The organism is Chitinophaga sp. RCC_12, assembly GCF_041360695.1.
In the GTDB taxonomy this organism is placed as follows: domain Bacteria; phylum Bacteroidota; class Bacteroidia; order Chitinophagales; family Chitinophagaceae; genus Chitinophaga.
Map to the genome: position 1 here is coordinate 299224 of NZ_JBFUPS010000003.1, position 18602 is coordinate 317825.

The 18602-nt window shown below is 44.1% G+C and carries 10 protein-coding genes; 9 read left to right on the plus strand and 1 reads right to left on the minus strand.

Translation table 11 applies throughout. The annotated features are described in order from the left end of the window. Positions 1 to 233 precede the first annotated feature (233 nt). A complete protein-coding gene (locus tag AB6805_RS10970) occupies positions 234 to 1115 on the minus strand; it encodes a helix-turn-helix domain-containing protein (protein ID WP_370909468.1) in 882 nt (293 codons plus the stop codon). Positions 1116 to 1347: 232 nt separating this feature from the next. On the opposite strand from AB6805_RS10970, the gene AB6805_RS10975 reads away from it, so the two are divergent. From AB6805_RS10975 to AB6805_RS11015, 9 genes are all read left to right on the plus strand, one after another. After that, on the plus strand, positions 1348 to 2994 hold the full coding sequence (locus tag AB6805_RS10975; protein ID WP_370909469.1) for an alpha-L-fucosidase: 1647 nt from the start codon (positions 1348 to 1350) through the stop codon (positions 2992 to 2994). A 45-nt stretch (positions 2995 to 3039) separates the two neighbouring features. Then, complete coding sequence (gene fucP / locus AB6805_RS10980) at positions 3040 to 4308, plus strand: L-fucose:H+ symporter permease (RefSeq protein WP_370909470.1); 1269 nt, start codon at positions 3040 to 3042, stop codon at positions 4306 to 4308. Between the two features lie 17 nt (positions 4309 to 4325). Then, complete coding sequence (locus tag AB6805_RS10985; RefSeq protein ID WP_370909471.1) at positions 4326 to 5342, plus strand: aldo/keto reductase; 1017 nt, start codon at positions 4326 to 4328, stop codon at positions 5340 to 5342. Between the two features lie 14 nt (positions 5343 to 5356). Beyond that, the gene (locus tag AB6805_RS10990; protein ID WP_370909472.1) at positions 5357 to 5692 is read left to right on the plus strand and encodes an L-rhamnose mutarotase; all 336 of its coding nucleotides are present in this window, start codon (positions 5357 to 5359) and stop codon (positions 5690 to 5692) included. A 9-nt stretch (positions 5693 to 5701) separates the two neighbouring features. Further along, positions 5702 to 6718, plus strand: a complete 1017-nt coding sequence (locus tag AB6805_RS10995; protein WP_370909473.1) for a zinc-binding alcohol dehydrogenase family protein — start codon at positions 5702 to 5704, stop codon at positions 6716 to 6718. 110 nt (positions 6719 to 6828) lie between these two features. Further along, positions 6829 to 9177 (plus strand): beta-L-arabinofuranosidase domain-containing protein, encoded by a 2349-nt coding sequence (locus AB6805_RS11000; protein ID WP_370909474.1) that lies wholly within the window; start codon positions 6829 to 6831, stop codon positions 9175 to 9177. Positions 9178 to 9368: 191 nt separating this feature from the next. Beyond that, complete coding sequence (locus AB6805_RS11005; RefSeq protein ID WP_370909475.1) at positions 9369 to 13466, plus strand: two-component regulator propeller domain-containing protein; 4098 nt, start codon at positions 9369 to 9371, stop codon at positions 13464 to 13466. Between the two features lie 396 nt (positions 13467 to 13862). Further along, complete coding sequence (locus AB6805_RS11010; RefSeq protein ID WP_370909476.1) at positions 13863 to 16994, plus strand: SusC/RagA family TonB-linked outer membrane protein; 3132 nt, start codon at positions 13863 to 13865, stop codon at positions 16992 to 16994. Between the two features lie 27 nt (positions 16995 to 17021). After that, entirely contained in the window at positions 17022 to 18599 is a 1578-nt protein-coding gene (locus AB6805_RS11015) for a RagB/SusD family nutrient uptake outer membrane protein (RefSeq protein ID WP_370909477.1), read from the plus strand. The last annotated feature ends 3 nt before the right edge of the window (positions 18600 to 18602 follow it).

Below are 18602 nucleotides of genomic sequence, written 5' to 3' on the forward strand. Positions count from 1 at the left end.
GATAGAATTTGGGTCATAGAATAAAAATTAGAATATCAAGGGTTTATTGGTTGCGATCCGTCACGCGCACGGTATCCCCGGCATCAGTAGCCTGCCTGTTCCTGTTAACAAAGTGCCGGTGCAGCACATACATAAAATAGGGTAATTAAACCAGATTTTTCAATTTTTATTATCGACGGTTTACATCTTCTTTCGGTTTCTGACAATTCCACGGAGTAGCGGCTCCCCAACATCTAAAAACCAACCATATCCATTTGTTTTTTGTAATTCCCCGGAGACATTCCCGTAATTTTTTTAAAAATTTTGGAGAAATAAAACACGTTCTCAAAACCTGTTTGTGTAGCAATGTCAGCAAAGGTCATCTGCGTGGTTACAATCAGGTACTGTGCCCTTTCAATTCTTTTTTCATGGATGTACCTTACCGGCCTTTCTCCGGTGTGTTGATGAAAAAGGCGTGAAAAATAATCTGTATGCAGGTTCGCTCTTTTTGCCAGCGAGGTGACCGATAAATCGCGGTTCAGGTTTAATTGAATATAACTGATGGCGTTTAGAATTTTAACCGGCACATGACCGCCGTCTTTGTGTGTAAGTATTTCCTGTGTCAGGAAGCGTGAAACTAACTGAAGCAGAATACCGTGTGTTTCTGCGAATGTGGACATGCTTTGCCGGTTGTTCAATTCCTGGTATTCTTTGTAGAAAATATTTTTTTCATACACCCTTGGATTGTCTGAGCGGTTAATGCCCCTGCCCGGGTTTATTTCCAGCAAACGCGCAAAGTTCAGTATATCTATTTCAGTTGCTTTTACTTTAAGAATGGACCTGTTATTCTCAAACAAAGAAATGCCGTCCGATGATTCCTCAAAAAACTGCACGAAATACTGGCTGAGATGATGAGGGCAAACAAGGTTACATAATGTGAAGCTTGGTATGATGTACAAAAAGCCAGGTTCAAGTCTGATCTTCGCAGAAACATCCCAGATTTCACCTTCTCCACCGTCGATATAATATAGCCTGAAATACGGGCTGATCACATTTTTGTAATTCCACCTGGAGTCGAGCTTTACGTGATCAACGTTCAATAACGTGAATGTATGTTTTAGCGCTCTTTTAATCATACCGTGCAATTAATTGTTGAATGGCCTGTTGGGGAAAGCTGCTTTCACTTTTCCGGTATCCTGTTTTTCCCAATATTTCGGTTTCACCACCGCAATAATAAGCAAATAGTCGGTTTTGTATAAAGAAAAGTCCTATTAAGCCAAATGTTTGGTAAGTATTTCGGAGTAAGTTTGATTTATCGATATCATTTGCCATTAAAGGCTTGTGTTGAGCTAATAAAAAATAAATTCCATGAAAAGAAGAACGCTGATAAAGGGCCTGGCTACAGGTTTGTCATCTTTATATCTATCTAATCTTTATGCTCACCGTTTGTTAACATCTCAGTCTATTCCACGTATGGCGCCCGGTCCATTTCAACCTACCTGGGATTCACTGGGGAAATACCAGGTACCAGATTGGTTCAGGGATGCAAAGTTTGGGATCTGGGCGCACTGGGGGCCGCAATGCCAGCCGGAACGCGGCGATTGGTACGCCCGTGGTATGTACCAGGAAGGTGGCGATCAGTATAAATTTCATCTGCAGAAATATGGACACCCTTCAAAATTTGGTTTTAAGGATGTCATAAACGACTGGAAGGCGGAGAACTGGAACCCGGGAGAACTGGTTGCCTTATACAAAAAAGCCGGCGCCAAATATTTTATGGCCATGGCCAATCACCACGATAATTTTGATCTGTACGACAGCAAATATCACAAGTGGAATTCCACTAAACTGGGACCCAAAAAAGATCTTATCGGAGGCTGGGCAAAAGCAGCGAAAGAACAGGGGCTGCCCTTTGGCGTAACGGTTCATGCCTCCCACGCGTGGACCTGGTATGAGGTGGCGCAGCGTTCCGACAAATCCGGTCCTTATGCAGGTGTGCCTTATGATGGCAAACTGACGAAAGCCGATGGCAGCAATAAATGGTGGAATGGTTATGATCCGCAGGAACTATATGCCCAAAATCATGCGTTGAGTAAGGACAGCCTGAATGATGGCAGTATGGGCGACCGCTGGTATTGGGGGAATGGTGCAAGCGTGCCTGACAAGGCGTACTGCGATAATTTTGTAAACCGGACTATTGACCTCATCGACAAGTATGGTCCTGAACTCGTTTATTTTGACGATAATGCGCTGCCGCTTTGGCCAGTGAGTGATGCCGGATTAAGAGTAGCAGCACATCTTTATAACACCAGTATCAAAAAACACGGAAAATTGCAGGCCGCGTTGTTCGGTAAAATGTTGGACGAACAACAACGCAAATGCATGATCTGGGATATTGAGCGTGGACAAAGTAACCAGATAGAGCCCCTGCCCTGGCAAACGGATACCTGTATTGGCGGGTGGCACTACGATCGCCGTTTGTATGATAACAAAGGATATAAAAGCGCCAGAACGGTGATACATACGCTTGCCGATGTAGTAAGTAAGAACGGGAACCTTTTGCTGAATGTGCCTGTACGCGGTGACGGCAGCATCGATAGTGAAGAACAGGCTGTAGTGGAACAAGTGGCAGAATGGATGAAGGTCAACAGCGAAGCCATTTACAGTACCCGTCCCTGGAAAGTATTTGGCGAAGGGCCTGCCATGGAATCGGTGGTAGCTTTGAGCGCACAGGGCTTTAACGAAGGAAAGGGCAAACCATTTGGACCGGGAGATATTCGTTTTACAGCGAAAGGCAAAACGCTTTATGCGGTGATGCTGGGTTGGCCGGCAGATAAAACTGCATTGGTTAAAACATTAGCGAATGGTCAGGTTGGAAAAGTAAGCCAGGTAAGCCTGTTGGGAAATGACAGGCTGAGTTTTGAACAAACATCCGAAGGCCTGAAGGTGCAGTTGCCGGAACAACCGCCGTGCAAAGAGGCATTTGTGTTAAAAATTGAAGGTGCGATTGTATAGATGTTTTTTCACTCAACAGTTACCTGTAAAATTTAAGACGTTCATATGGCAAAGTCCCATACTCTTTTCCCGTTTATATTGATTACAAGCTTGTTTTTTTTATGGGGCTTTGCACATAACCTGGATCCCATACTTATCCCGCATTTGCAGAAATCATTTACGCTGACAACCGTTCAGGCTACGCTCGTTGATTCTGCTGTGTTCATCGCTTATTTCCTGATGGCGCTGCCGGCCGGTTTTATCATGAAAAAATATGGCTATAAGGCGGGCATTATCACCGGTTTGCTGGTGTTTGCATTGGGTTCATTTTTATTTATTCCGGCCGCCAATACGCAGCAGTATGCGTTTTTTCTCATAGCGTTGTTTATAATCGCCTGCGGATTAACCATCCTGGAAACGGCGGCGAATCCATATGCTTCCTCACTCGGAGATCCTGCCACTTCTACTCAACGGCTTAATCTTGCACAATCATTTAATGGCCTGGCTACTACGCTTGCGCCCGTGATTGGTGCGCGTGTGATACTTACCAAAGGCTACACAGCGGCGCAGTTAAGTACTATGACGGAAGAAGGCCGGAAGCTGGCCCTTGCCGCGGAAGCGGCCACCGTAAAAATGCCTTATTTTATTCTCGGTGGCGTGCTGGTATTAATAGCTGTCATTTTTGCCTTTACCCGTTTGCCGGCTATTCAAACAAACGAAGGCCATGTGGCCAGTAAGAATATTTTTCACGCGTTTAAACACCGTCATTTAACCTGGAGTGTTGTGGCGCAATTCTTTTACGTGGGCGCCCAGGTATGTGTGTTTAGTTTGTTTATTCTATACGCACCAAAGGCAGCAGGTATATCGGAGGTAAAGGCCGCTGATTATTTAGGGTTATGCGGACTGGCATTTTTAATAGGAAGATTTATCGGTACTTATTTAATGCAATACTATAGTTCCGCCAGGCTATTGGCGGTATATGCAGTCATCAGTATGCTGCTTTGTTTGATCGCCATCTGGGGAACCGGCATCATCACTGTTTATGCGGTTATTGGTATTTGCTTTTTTATGTCTATTATGTTCCCCACCATTTTTGCGCTGGGCATAAAGGAATTACGCGGCGATACAGAATTTGGAAGTAGTTTAATCATTATGTCTATTGTTGGAGGCGCCGTTTTACCGAGGATATTCGGTTATATAAGCGATGTAACCGGCAACATTCAATATGGTTACGCAGTGCCATTGGCCTGTTTCGCGGTGGTGGCTTATTTTGGATTTAAAGGTCACCTGGTAAAAATGAAGCAGGAGCAATTATCTGTTTCAACTATTCTTTGAAAATAAGTGGCTTTTATATGCAGGAACTCATATTGCCCAAAGTTATTTTTGGTACCAGCGGGTTAGGAAATTTATATGTGGCGCTACCGGATGAAGTGAAGTTATCTATCGTTAAGGAGAGCATCAAACACTCTCCAACGCCGGTTGTATTTGATTCCGCCGGTAAGTATGGCGCCGGCCTGGCACTGGAGGCGCTGGGCCGCAGCCTGGAACAATTGAAGATCAGTCCTTCGGATGTGCTGATCAGCAACAAACTGGGTTGGTTGCGCACGGAATTAAAAACAGCCGAACCCACTTTTGAACCCGGGATATGGAAAAACCTGGAACATGATGCCATTCAGCATATAAGCTACGATGGTATCCTGGAATGCTATGAGCAGGGAAATAAACTGCTCGGTAACTATCATGCGCAGCTGGTGTCTGTACATGATCCCGATGAATACCTCGCTGCATCAAAGGATGAGCAGGAGCAAAAGCAACGCTACCAGGATATACTGGATGCTTACCGTGCTTTACATGAATTAAAAGCCGCGGGCAGGGTGAGGGCTATCGGCGTGGGGGCAAAAGACTGGCGGGTGATAGCCCGGATAGTTAAGGATGTAAAGCTCGACTGGGTAATGATTGCGAATAGCATGACTATTCACAGTCATCCCACGGCGTTGGTGGATTTTATGCTGGAACTTGAGCAACAGGGCATCACCGTCATAAATTCTTCTGTTTTTAACGGAGGTTTTCTAACAGGATCTGCTTATTATAATTATCAGTTAACAGATCCGGAAAAAGACAAGGATTTATACCACTGGCGACAGCAGTTTTACCAGTTGTGCCAGGATTATAAAATAAAACCGGTAGCCGCCTGCGCAGTTTTTGGCATGAATGCACCCGGTGTAAGGAGTATCGCTTTGAATACAACACAGGCAGAAAGGGTAGCACAAAATGTTGCATTGCCCCACTCCATCATCCCGGAAGGGTTCTGGAAAGAAATGGAAAAGCGTGGACTGATTGACCAGTCCTATGCTGCCAGCTATTTGTAAAGTTAATTAGCACTATGAAAAGATATTGTTTAGCCCTTGATTTAAAGGATGATCCGGAGCTGATTGCAGAATACGATTATTGGCATAGGGCCGGAAACGGTTGGCCGGAAGTAAGAAAAAGCATTCTTGATGCAGGGATCGTGGACATGCAGATTTACAGAACAGGTAACCGCCTGATGATGATCATGGAAACCAATGATCTCTATAATGAGACAGCAAAAAATGCTTCGGATGCTGCCAATCCCAAAGTGCAGGAATGGGAGCAGTTAATGTGGAAGTTTCAGCAACCTTTGCCCTGGGCAAAGGGAGAAGAAAAATGGGTGATGATGGAACAGATATTTCAACTTTAAAAAATTGATATGCGAATAATAGTTTGTGATGAACCCGGGAAATTAACGCTTAAAGAAGGAAGCCGATCGCTGCCCGGGGAGGGCTATGCCCAGATCAGGATCCGCAGAATTGGCGTTTGCGGTACGGATCTGCATGCGTTCGAAGGAACACAACCTTATTTTAATTATCCACGTGTTTTGGGGCATGAGCTTTCGGGAGAATTAGTGGAAGCCAATGGAGCAGCAGGGTTTGCAAATGGGGAGATCGTAACGTTTATCCCCTATTTTAACTGTGGAGTTTGCGTTGCCTGCAGGTCTGGAAAACCGAATTGTTGTGTTAAAATTAATGTTTGTGGCGTTCATATAGATGGAGGAATGGCGGAATACCTGAATGTGCCCATCTATTCGTTAATACATGGGGAAGGACTGAGCTACGACGACCTGGCGTTGGTGGAGCCGCTGGCTATCGGGGCGCATAGTATCAGGCGGGCGGAGGTAAAGCCCGGTGAGTTTGTATTGGTTATTGGCGCCGGCCCTATTGGATTAGGGATCATGGAATTTGCCCGTATTGCAGGCGGGAAGGTGATTGCCATGGATATGAATGCAAAAAGACTGGAGTTTTGTAAAGAAAAGCTGAACGTTGAGCATGTTATAAACGTATCCACCGGAGATGTATCGGCGCAACTGGCTGCTATAACGAACGGCGATATGCCTGCAGTAGTAATAGATGCCACAGGTAGTTTAAAGGCGATCAATAACAGCTTTCAGTATATAGCGCATGGCGGCAGATATGTGCTTGTTGGTTTGCAAAAAGGAGAGATCAGTTTCAGTCACCCCGAATTCCACAAACGGGAAGCCACATTAATGAGCAGCCGTAATGCTACGCGGGAAGACTTTGAACATGTCATCGCCTCTATTAAAAAAGGATGGGTGCAGCCTGCCAATTACATCACGCATCGTATAGCGTTTGAAAATATTACCGGTGAATTTGAAGGGTTACTGGATCCGGCTAATGGGGTCATTAAGGCGATTATAGAACTGGAGTAATTACAGATTTAATTTCCTCTTAATATAAAACAGGCATTGGTTTTAACAATTATTATTGTTATTTTGACACTTATTAAAATTCTGTCCACGGGAAATTTTAAGTGTTTTTTATGAAACGTATATTGTTATTGATTTTCATAATTCCATTGTCCATACATGCGCAAAGCCATAAAGCGCTGGAATTTTTTTCTTTAAATGATGTCCGGCTGCTCCCCGGCATTTTCAAAGAGCAGGAGCAAACAGACATTAATTATATCCTTGCCTTAAACCCGGACAAGCTGCTGGCGCCGTTTCGCAGGGAAGCCGGTCTTCCGGAAAAATCCGGAAGTTATGGAAACTGGGAGAGCTCGGGGCTGGATGGGCATATCTGCGGGCATTATCTTTCTGCGTTAGCCATGATGTATGCCTCCACAGGTGATAAAAGAATGTCCGGCCGCCTGGATTATATGATAGGTGAGTTGAAACTTTGCCAGGACAAAAACGCCAATGGTTACCTGGGCGGCGTTCCGGGCAGTAGAAAACTTTGGGAAGAAGTACTGGAAGGAAATTTCGCGGATTATAAGCGGAAATGGGTGCCTTTCTACAATATACATAAAGTCTTTGCAGGCCTCCGTGATGCTTACTGGTATGCAGGCAATAAAACCGCCGGTGAGATGCTGGTCCGGTTTGCAGACTGGTTTTGTGAAATGACTGCTAAACTTAGCAGGGAGCAGATGCAGGAGCTGCTTGGAAATGAACATGGTGGTGTCAATGAAGTGCTGGCGGATGTATACGGCATTACCGGCAATAAAAAATACCTGGACGCAGCTTACAGCTTTTCCCACCAGGCTATTTTGCAGCCCCTGGAAAGGGACCAGGATAAGCTGGATAACTTACATGCCAATACGCAGATACCCAAAATAATCGGGTTTAAACGGATCGCCGATTATAGTGGAGATACCGCTTATAACCATGCCGCGGAGTTTTTCTGGCAAACGGTGGTGCATCACCGCACTATAGCAACAGGAGGGAATAGCGTCAGGGAGCATTTTAATCCCTCTAATGATTTCTCCACCATGATGTCCAGCGTAGAGGGACCGGAAAGTTGCAATACTTACAATATGCTCAAGCTTACGGAGGATTTATATTTATCAGATCCGGACGTGGCTTATATTGATTACTACGAAAAAGCTTTGTACAACCATATTCTAACTACCCAGCGTCCCGGAAAGGGAGGCTTTGTTTATTTTACGCCCATGCGCCCCGGTCATTACAGGGTTTACTCTCAGCCGGAAACGAGTATGTGGTGCTGCGTAGGCAGCGGGTTGGAAAATCACGCCAAATATGGAAAGATGATTTACACCCATTCTGATAACCAGCTCTTTGTTAACCTCTTTATTCCATCTGAACTCAAGTGGAAAGATAAGGGGCTCCAGGTAAGGCAGGAAACTGCGTTTCCTGAACAGGCTACTACCACGCTGAAAATAGTGAGTGTTAATAAGAACAGTTTTGATCTGAACATCAGGTATCCTTCGTGGGTAAAAGAAGGCGCACTGAAAGTAAAGATCAATGGTGCATCCGTAGCCGTCAACGGTAAGCCTTCATCTTACATAAATTTAAAACGGAAATGGAAGAAGGGAGATGTTATTACAGTGGAGACGCCTATGCAAACCAGCACGGAAGCGCTTCCAGACGGATCTCCCTATGAAGCTGTTTTGCACGGACCAATCCTGCTGGCTGCTGTAATTGATACGCTTTTCCAGAAATCACGCGAGGCCGACGACAGCAGGATGGGGCACATTGCCGGTGGTGAGCTATACAAAATGACAGATATGCCTGTTTTTGTAAGCGATGCCGCAAACGACGCTGCTATGATTGAGGAGGACAAGCATGCGCCCATGTCTTTTACGGCTGAAAAAATAATTTATCCTGCAAAGTATAAGGATTTGAAGCTGGTGCCGTTTTATAAAATACAGGATGCCCGCTATATCGTATACTGGCGAAAAGAATCCAGCAGCGGTTTTGCGGCTTTACAATCAAAATTGGCTAAAGAAGATTCGCTGGAAGCAAGCCTCGCTGCCAATACGATCGATGTGATCGCGGCAGGAGAACAGCAACCCGAATCAGACCATGCCATCTTACACGAGAGTTCCTTTGCCGGTGTTAGCTTTAACAGGCATTGGCGGTCAGCGAGAGAGTGGTTCAGTTATAAATTAACAGATAAGAACAAGACGGGTAAGAAAATACGTGTTACTTATTTCGGGAAAGAATTTAATCATAAGTTCTCCATATGGGTGAACGACCGGGAGCTGGCTAAGGTCGATCTCCGGGAAGGGCAGAGCGATACATTTTATACCCTTGATTACGAACTGCCTACGGATATTAATTATGCGGAGGATGGATCTATGCGGATTAAATTCCTGGCGGATAAGGGATCAATTGCAGGTCCTGTGTATGAAATACGCCTGTTGAAAAAGTAAGTCATGGTCCTGGAAAAGATAACGGCAATAATCACCATCGTGGTTATTGCCGTTTTTGCCAAATCGGGTCTGTCTCACAGGAATGAATTACCTTTTGCTTTTGTAAGAGCAAATACGTTATCAGGCAGCCGCAACAGCCGCAAGTGTATGAATGTCTGACGGCGTAAACTTTTTATCTAAAACCTACAGTAATGCGTTACCTTTTTGGGGTTGTTTTGCTACTGCAGTCTCTTGTTGTTTTATCGCAAAGCGAGCATTATAATTTTTCGAAGCTCAATACATATACAGGTCTGTCGCATAACCAGGTAAATGCAGTGCTAAAAGACCGGGATGGTTTTTTATGGTTTGCCACTGCATATGGACTTAATCGTTATGACGGATATTTCTGCAGGATATTTCATAAGGATCACAATGACAGCTCTTCAATAAGGGACAATAATATTCTGTCACTTTATGAGCTTCCGGACAGGAAAATGTGGCTATCGACCGTGAGTGGGCCCTGTATTTATAACCCCGATACCGAGAAATTTAATGACAACGCTGATGACTATCTGCATTCCATCGGTTTGCCATCTGGTGGTGTTACCAATATAGTGAAGGGGAACAATAACAGGTACTGGTTCCTGTATGATGATAAGGGTTTGTTCCTGTATTCAGCAAACGATAAAATTGTAAAACCATTTAATCAGAAAGCACCGCCGGCTTCCGGGAAAATTACTTCCGTCAGTGAAACATCGGATGGGAAGTTGTGGTTGGTATACCAATCAGGTTTTTTGCAGGAATATGATATAAAGCTGGATAAAGTAATTTTTTCTACCAATGCTTTACTGAAAAAGAATAAAGCTAATAACCCCTATCATCTTTTTATAGATCATGATAATGATATCTGGCTTTGGAGTTACAACTTCGGAATTTTTCTTTTTCACCCGGAAGATAATACTATCAAACAGTTTGATAAGAATTCTTATCCGGCGAGATTGAATGCAGAACTGGTAAGCCAGGTTGTACAGGATAGCAATGGTTTGATCTGGATAGGAACCGATCACGGAGGAGTAACGTTGATCGACAAAAAGAACGGGTTCAAAACCAGTTATCTGCTGAACAACCCCAATGATCCCAAGAGCATCAGTCAGAACAGTATCACCACCTTGTATAAAGATGATCAGGGGATTATATGGCTGGGAACTTACAAGCAGGGAATAAATTATTATAATAGCAACATCGTTCAGTTTCCATATTACCATCACCAGGAACAAAATGAAAAAAGTCCGCAATTCGATGATGTAAACCGTTTTGTTGAAGACAAGGCAGGTAACATCTGGATCGGTACCAATGGCGGTGGCCTGATTTATTTTGACAGGAAGAATAATACTTTCAAACAATACTTATACGATCCAAAAAATGAAAACAGCCTGAGCAACAACGTCATTGTGAGCTTATGGATCGATCATGAAGATGTTCTCTGGATCGGAACTTACCTGGGTGGCCTCAATTGTTTTGATGGAAAGAAGTTCACCCGGTTCAGGCATAATGATAATGATTCCTCAAGTCTGGCAGATGACAAGGTTTGGGAGATATTTGAAGACAGGGATCAGAACTTATGGATCGGCACTTTGGGTGGCGGCCTGGATCGTTTCGACAGAAGAACAAACCAGTTTAGCCATTATAACGCCGGGCGGGGAGTTTTACTTTCCGATTATGTTTCTGCTATTATGCATGATAGAAAGGGGAATTTATGGGTTGGTACAGCTTACGGTATTGCTGTTATGGAAAAGAATAAAACCACCAGTGTTTTTTACCTGGTAACAAATAAAAAAAATGGTTTAAGTGATAATGGGATTATCTGTCTTCTGGAAGACAGTAAAGGCCGGATTTGGGTAGGAACCAGGGAGGGATTGAATTTGTTTGATGAACAAAAAAAGGAGTTTCATACATTCACCATGTCCAACGGACTTCCTGATAATATGATCCTGAATATCCTGGAAGATAATCACCACGCGCTTTGGATATCCACACCTAACGGGTTATGTAACGTTACTCCCCACCAGGAAAATAAGGATATGGTTATTTCTGTGGTTACCTATGATGCCACCAACAACCTGCAGAACCGCGAATTCAATGATAATGCAGCGCTAAAAACGAAGACCGGTGAATTGATCTTTGGCGGCCCTTCTGGCTTTAATATTATCAATCCAGCTGCTATTGGTAAACCCGTTTATCATCCTAAAATTGTTTTCACCGGTTTTCAGATATTAAATAAAGATGTTGAACCCGGTGAGCTGGTCAATAACCGGGTGCTGCTCAAACGTTCTTTATCCCAGCTTCAGCATATTGATCTGAAGTATAGGGAAAATGTTTTCTCCATTGACTTTGCTGCGCTCGATTTTTCTCATAACGCATATGACAAATATGCATATATGCTGGAAGGGTTTAATGAAGACTGGTTATATGCAGATGGTAACCAGCGGAGAGCCACTTATACAAATCTGAATCCCGGCCACTATGTTTTCAAGGTAAAAGTTTTGAACAGGTCCGGCCTATGGAGTGACGTAAAAACGTTGCAGATCAATATTGAACCCCCTTTTTGGAGGACACCTGTTGCCTATATTATATATCTGTTGATCGCCGCGGCGTTGTTCCTGCTTATCCGGCGCATTACATTAGACCGCATACGTATGCGTTTTGAAGTGCAGCAACAGCGCAGGGAAGCGGAGAGAGCGCATACGCTGGAACAGTTAAAGACAAAGTTCTTCACCAATGTAAGTCACGAGTTCCGCACACCGTTAAGCCTGATCATTGCTCCATTGGATAAGATCATTAAAAATACGGCAGATGAAGAGCAGGTAAAGCAATTAGGGCTGGTACAGCGTAATGCCAAACGCTTATTAAACCTGGTGAACCAGCTGCTCGATTTCAGGAAGATGGAGGTGCAGGAAGTAAAGTTGCATCCCTCCATAGGCGATATTGTCAGGTTTTGCAGGGAAACCAGTTATTCTTTTACAGATATTGCAGAGAAAAAGAAGATCCAATTCTCTTTCTCGTCTGACACGGATAGCCTCGAAATTTATTTTGACAAAGATAAAATTGAAAAGATTTTATTCAACTTATTGTCCAACGCTTTTAAATATACTTATGACAGCGGGACGGTGAGTGTTGGTCTGATCTATAAGGAGCCGGCGGATAATGACTCCGATGGAACACTTGCTATCGAGGTAAAAGACTCTGGTATTGGTATTCCGGCCGATCAGCACGAAAAGATATTTGAACGTTTTTTTCAGACGGATGTGCCGGAAAGTATGGTAAACCAGGGAACCGGCATCGGCCTGGCCATCACAAAAGAGTTTGTAAAATTGCACAACGGCATCGTCACCGTAAAAAGTGAACCGGATCAGGGAACCTGTTTTACGGTATTGCTTCCTGCAAGAAAAATATATGTTTCTTCCCCCCGGATCCCACCCAATCCCGCGTTTTCAGGCGAAACGGAGCAAATAATGGCGGAGGAAAGTAAAAAAGGGGATAAGAAGAAGACGATAATGATAGTGGAAGACAATGAAGACCTGCGCTTTTATTTAAAGGATAACCTGAAAGGGCAATATCATATTGAGGAAGCTACAAATGGAAAGGAAGGCTGGGAGAAAATAAAGCTGTTAAACCCCGATCTGGTAGTAAGCGATATCATGATGCCTTTAATGGACGGCGTTGAACTTGCCAGGAAAATTAAAAACGAAACACTCACTGCCCATATTCCCATTATTTTACTTACCGCCATGGGAAGTGAGGAAAAACAACTGGAAGGTTTGAAAGCAGGTGCAAACGATTACATTACCAAACCCTTCACCTTTGAGATCCTGGCTTCCCGCATCAATAATCTGCTGGCCCAGCAGAAATTATTGCAAAAGCGGTTTCAGAAGCAGATTGAAGTCAACCCCGGAGAAGTGACCATAACGCCCGTAGATGAAAAATTCCTTCAACAGGCATTGGAAATTATTGAAAAGCAAATAGACAACCCGGAGTTTTCTGTGGATGAGTTCAGTAAAGAGATGTATATGAGCAGGGTTACTTTATATAGAAAGATACATTCGTTAACCGGTAAGTCGCCATTGGATTTTATCCGTTCCATCCGTTTGAAAAGAGCCGTTCAATTGCTGGACAAAAGCGGGATGTCCATTTCTGAAGTTGCCTATCAGGTCGGGTTCAATAATCCGAAAGTATTCCGTAAGTTATTCAAGGAGGAGTTCAAAACTACCCCTTCCGAATACGTGGCAAATCTTAAAAACAAAAGTCTCTAACGCCTCGCCTGTCAAAAATACAGCAGTGATATTCAGTCATTTGTAACATTTGTGCCCCTTGGTTGAATCAAATGGCCCCCCTGATTCAACTAACATAGCCATAGCTTTACAGTATTTAATCCACGTATATGAAACTACAATTGCTGCCGCCTCGCATGCCGGCTTATGTCCCGTTTGGGGACTTATTGGCAGGCCCTCCTGTAAACTTTGCAGATCCCAATAACCTGTTCAGCGTTATGATACTTCTGCCAATTCGTTTGCCTCGAACAGTTAAAGCAGAAGTCGTCCCCGATCACATTTAGCCTTATGAAACATCATCCTCGCTGAAAACGACTGCGAGGATCATCATCTACCCACGTTAAAATTAGAAAAATGAATTCAACCAAAATGATTCGCTTGCGAATACTACCGCTATTGGGTATTCTTTTGGGATTCCTTTCCACCCTAAACCTCTCTGCGCAAACAATAAAAATAAGTGGTAGAATCATCAGTAAAAGTAATTCCACCCCCATTCCGGGCGCCACTGTTACCTTAAAAAACACCAGCCACTTCACTATTACTGACGGAGGGGGAAAGTTTACGATCGACGCTTCCCCGGGGAGCACATTGATAATTTCAATGATAGGCTACCAGAAAAAAGAAGTGGTGGCTAAAACTGCTTCCCTTGAAGTAGAAATGACAGAGAATATTTCACAACTGGAGGATGTGGTGGTAATCGGGTACGGCAAAGTAAAGCGGCCGGATGTTACCGGCGCCATATCTTCTGTTTCCGGTGACGAGATCCGTAAAACACAGCCGGTAACCTTTGACCAGGCTTTGCAGGGCAAGGTGCCCGGACTGGTAGTTCAGCAAATATCAGGTCAACCAGGCGGAGCTGTATCTGTACAGATCCGTGGCTTGTCTTCTTTTGGAGGAGGTTCGCCTATGTATGTGATAGATGGGATCATTATTGGCAGCACCGCCACATTGGGCGCAGGTGTGAATCCATTGGCAGGTATCAATCCTTCTGAAATTGAAACCATTGATGTATTGAAAGACGCATCTGCCACGGCCATTTATGGTTCACAGGCAACAAATGGCGTGATAGTAATCACCACCAGGAGGGGACAGGTTGCTCCGCCAAGCATTTCTTATGAAATGTATACAGGCTACCAGCAAATTCCTAAAAGGTTACCTGTAATGAATTTAAGGGAATATGCAACCTTTATAAATGAGAGGAATACAGGGTTAGGATGGGGATTTGATACCCGGCCTGAATTTGTAAATCCAAAATACCTGGGCGAAGGTACCAACTGGCAGAAAGAGCTTTTCAGAAATGCCCCGATGTCTAACCATACTTTATCCATTAGCGGTGGAGATACAAGAACCCAATACCTGCTGTCGGGTTCCTATTTTAACCAGGAGGGTATCGCGCTTGGATCCAATTTCCGGAGGATTTCATTAAGGTTGAATCTCGATAATAAAACAACCAATTGGTTAAAGATCGGTACCAGCCTGCAACTGGTGAATATCAAGGAAAATGTAAATTCAACCAGCTCCAATGTAATTAATACCGCATTAAGCCAGACACCGGACATCGCCGTAAAGAATGAGGATGGCAGCTGGGGTGGAGCCTATAACCCCAATGGATGGGTGAACAGTACCGTGAACCCCTATGCGATCGCCCTCATTAATAAAGACGAGGCAAAAAGAAACCAGCTTTATGGTAATTTATATGCAGAAATTGCTTTTACCAAAGATCTCACGCTCCGGAATGAAGCAACAGGAAGTTTTTCCATGGCAACGGAAGACCGGTTTAATCCTACCTATACATTTGGTCTTGTAAAAAATAATACCAACAGCGGGTCTTATAATTTTTCGCAAAATTTGTTTACCACCATCAGGAACTTCCTTACCTACTCACATCTGTTTAAAGATAAATACAATGTAAATGTGTTACTGGGTCATGAAGCGCAACTCGGTACAAATGAAGGTTCTTCTGCTGCAAGAACAAATTTCCCTTCAAATAATGTGCAGGTAATCAGCAGCGGTGATCCAACCACCGCCACCAATAGCGGCTCCAAAGGGCAAAGCGCCCAGGAATCGTACTTTGGCCGTATCAATTTTGGCCTCAACGATAAGTACCTGTTTACTGCCAATCTCCGGGCAGACGGCTCTTCAAAGTTTGCCCCTGAAAACCGCTGGGTGAATACCTACTCAGGAGCATTTGCCTGGAAATTGAATAAGGAGAATTTCCTGCAGTCTGTTAAAGATATTAATGAATTAAAGCTGCGCCTGGGGTATGGGTTAACAAATAACCAGAATATCCGGGATTATGCCTATACCTCCACACTGGCTACGGTGGCTACGGGGCTAACGGGCATCGCCCAGCTTACCCAGAACGTGGGAAACCCTTATGTACAATGGGAAAAAACAAAGTATGCCAACATCGGGCTGGAAGGAACACTTTTTAACTGGAGATTGAATTTCTCTGTTGATTTTTATAACCGCAAAACCGACGGTCTTGTTTTGCAGATCCCTTTACCGCTGTATTCCGGAACGGCGATTGGTTACTCGCCAGGCGCCATGGAAGCGCCGTATGTCAATGTAGGTACTGTTAATAACAAGGGCTTTGATTTCAGGATCAGTTCAACCAGTATTAAAACCAAAAACTTTACCTGGAAAACTGATCTGACAGTTTCCCGCAATATCAATGAAGTGCTTAAACTCAATACAGATGGCGCTTCATTGAACAGGCAGTACAGCAAAACGGTAGTGGGCAGATCTATCGGCGAGTTTTACGGCTATGTTATTGACGGAGGTGTGTTTGCTACGAGAAAAGATTTTGAAACCCACGCATTGCCCACTAAAAATGGCGTACCACTGTCGGTAGGAGCTGCCGGTGGAAGCATCTGGTATGGTGATCTGAAATTCAAGGATTTTAATGGTGACGGCGTTATAAATGAATCTGATCAAACGTTTCTCGGTTCCCCCATACCTAAATACCAGATTGGTTTCAATAATACTTTCTCCTATAAGAATGTGGATTTGAATATATTTTTTGCGGCCAACGTTGGCAATAAAGTATTTAACCAGCTTCGCGTAAATGGGGAATTTCCGGGTACCAGCTTTGGTTATTTCAAGGCGTTAAACGACTATGCGAAATTAACCCTGATTGACCCAAAAGGCAGCGCCACTGATATTAATAATATACAGGTAACTAACCCGGAAACAAGAATTGTCGGAATCAGGAATGATAATACCAATGATAATAACAGGAATTCTGACAAGTTTGTAGAAGACGGAAGTTTTTTGAGATGTAAGAATATTTCTTTGGGATATACCTTCCCCGAAAAGCTGATCAATAAAGCCAGCATCAAATACCTGAGAATTTATTTCAATGTTTCAAACGCCTTTATCATTACAAACTATAAGGGAATGGACCCGGAGATCGGATCGTGGGACCCGCTGAGCGCTGGTGTTGATGGCGGCTTTTATCCGCAGCCCCGCGTGTTTACCATTGGTGCGAACATTAAACTGACTAAATAAAATATTCATCTGTTAATATAAATAGTTATGAGATCAATATTGGATAAAATAATTGTCTTCCTGATAGCTACGATAGCTATAACAGGATGCTCCAAAAGTTTTTTGGATCGTCCGCCCCTGTCGCAGATAAGTGCGGATAATTTTTATCAATCGGCTGGTGATCTCAGGTTGGCAACAGCTGCATTATATGCTGGTACGCCCTGGGCTGACTGGAACTACAATTGTTATTTGCCTGTTGGCGAAGTGCTGAGTGGAAATATGGCGGTTGGTTACTGGGGAGATGCTGTGCAGTTGAATACTTTCACCGTTACCGGCTTAAACGGCATCATGATTTCCAACTGGAAAGGGATGTATAATATCATTGCACACTGTAATGTTACGATCAATGCCATCACCCAAAAGGCGCCGGCTTCCATTCCTGATAAGGACAAAAATGCGGCTATTGCTGAGGCCCGTTTTATACGTGGATTTGCCTATTATAACCTGGCGGTGTTATGGGGCGCGGTACCCGTTATTGAAGATAACAGCGAACTGATTGTATCTCCGTTGATCAACCGGGTAAAAACGGAAGACGTATATAAATTCGCGATCAATGACCTCACTTTTGCAGCCGGCCATCTCCCCGCTGCTGATGCTGCCGGAAGGGTAACTACCTGGTCGGCACAAGGCATGTTAAGCAAGGTTTATCTGACGGTAGCCGGGTTAAATCAGCAGGGAGGCACCAGGAACCAGGCTTACCTGGACAGTGCAAAGAAATACGCCGGAAATGTGTGTAAGAAGAGCGGCCTCGCGCTGGTAAAAAATTATGCCGACCTGTTCAAAACCCAGTTTAACGACAATCCGGAGTCATTGTTTGCATTGCAGTGGGCGCCGGGAGGAGGTTGGGTGGAGGGAAATATGTTGCAGGTCTATTCTCCGGGAGGGGTGGAAATATCTGCCAATGGCTCGGCGGGCTGGTTTGCTATTAGCCCGACCATTGATATGTACCAGCTTTACAAAACAAAGGATTCCGTAAGGCGTAAAGCCACTTTTATGATTAACGGCGACTATTACCCCGAGTTGAATGCAGCAGGCGGAGGGTTTAAATTTACAGGTAGCTCCGGGTTGAAAAAGCATATTATCGGCACCAACAAGGATAACAGCGCGCCAACGATGACCCTGACTTCCTCTACAGAGCATAATGCATTATTAAGACTGGCGGATGTTTACCTCATTTACGCTGAATCAATACTTGGTAACAGTGCCTCAAGTGCCGACGGTGACGCGTTGCTCTACTTTAACCAGGTTCGTACAAGGGCCGGGATGGCTCCTGCTCCCAGAATAGATATGGACTCCGTCATTAATGAGAGAAGAATTGAACTGGCGGGAGAAGGACAATATTGGATAGACCTGGTCAGACTATCTTATTATAACCCGGTCAAGGCCATCAGCAAATTAAATGGAGAAAAGCGCGCACCATTTACCATTTCGAATGGTGTTATAACACCCGGAGATCCATATGGTATTATTACGCCTGCCACCATTCAAAGTTTCACATTTCCAATACCTTCTTCTGAGGTAACCGCCAACCCGAAATTGCTGGAACCTCCGGTGTCATATTATTAAGAA

Excerpts from the sequence above, each read along its gene's own strand:
- AB6805_RS11000 (WP_370909474.1), top strand. The coding sequence starts at position 6,829 with ATGAAACGTATATTGTTATTGATTTTCATAATTCCATTGTCCATACAT.
- AB6805_RS10985 (WP_370909471.1), top strand. The coding sequence starts at position 4,326 with ATGCAGGAACTCATATTGCCCAAAGTTATTTTTGGTACCAGCGGGTTA.
- AB6805_RS10970 (WP_370909468.1), bottom strand. The coding sequence starts at position 1,115 with ATGATTAAAAGAGCGCTAAAACATACATTCACGTTATTGAACGTTGAT.
- AB6805_RS10975 (WP_370909469.1), top strand. The coding sequence starts at position 1,348 with ATGAAAAGAAGAACGCTGATAAAGGGCCTGGCTACAGGTTTGTCATCT.
- AB6805_RS10995 (WP_370909473.1), top strand. The coding sequence starts at position 5,702 with ATGCGAATAATAGTTTGTGATGAACCCGGGAAATTAACGCTTAAAGAA.
- AB6805_RS11005 (WP_370909475.1), top strand. The coding sequence starts at position 9,369 with ATGCGTTACCTTTTTGGGGTTGTTTTGCTACTGCAGTCTCTTGTTGTT.
- fucP (WP_370909470.1), top strand. The coding sequence starts at position 3,040 with ATGGCAAAGTCCCATACTCTTTTCCCGTTTATATTGATTACAAGCTTG.
- AB6805_RS11015 (WP_370909477.1), top strand. The coding sequence starts at position 17,022 with ATGAGATCAATATTGGATAAAATAATTGTCTTCCTGATAGCTACGATA.
- AB6805_RS10990 (WP_370909472.1), top strand. The coding sequence starts at position 5,357 with ATGAAAAGATATTGTTTAGCCCTTGATTTAAAGGATGATCCGGAGCTG.